This window comes from Staphylococcus sp. GDX8P80P, assembly GCF_017893095.1.
Lineage (GTDB): Bacteria > Bacillota > Bacilli > Staphylococcales > Staphylococcaceae > Staphylococcus > Staphylococcus borealis.
The window spans coordinates 1-675 of record NZ_JAESMI010000113.1; the positions used below are offsets into that span (position 1 = coordinate 1).

A 675-nucleotide genomic window follows, 5' to 3' on the forward strand; every position below is an offset into this window, starting at 1 on the left:
AATGAACTGACAAATTAAAATCGCTTTAAGTCGTATTCTCAAAGAATCTATAAATCACTCGTATATACACAGCCCCTTACTATCAGTTAAAGTGTCACTTTTCGGTTCTAATATTTATTATTCATAAGATATGCAATATATGATACAATTCATTCAAATATATATTTGAATGAGGTGCTCTATGGTTCAGAGTATTGTAACTGCGGCAATACTTTATATTGCAACTGCGGTAGATTTATTAGTGATTTTATTAATATTTTTTGCTAGAGCAAAGACTAGAAAAGAATATAGGGATATTTATATAGGTCAATATCTAGGATCGATGATCCTCATATTAGTCAGTTTATTTTTAGCTTTTGTGTTAAATTATGTTCCAGAGAAATGGATATTAGGTTTATTAGGTTTGATCCCCATCTACTTAGGTATAAAAGTTGCTATTTATGATGATTGTGAAGGTGAAAAAAGAGCAAATAAAGAATTAAATGAAAAAGGTTTGTCCAAATTAATAGAGACTGTTTCTTTAGTGACAATTGCAAGTTGTGGTGCAGATAATATTGGTTTATTTGTCCCTTATTTTGTAGCATTGGATATTATTGAATTACTGACTACCTTAATTGTATTTTTAGTTTTAATTTTCTTTTTAGTATTCACAGCACAAAAACTAGCTAGAATTCC

The 675-nt window shown here is 28.7% G+C and carries 1 protein-coding gene; it reads left to right on the top strand.

Annotated features, from left to right (window positions below):
- Positions 1–181 precede the first annotated feature (181 nt).
- Positions 182–675 (top strand): CadD family cadmium resistance transporter (locus KA858_RS09985; protein WP_210135588.1); only part of this gene is annotated, 494 nt, incomplete at its 3' end.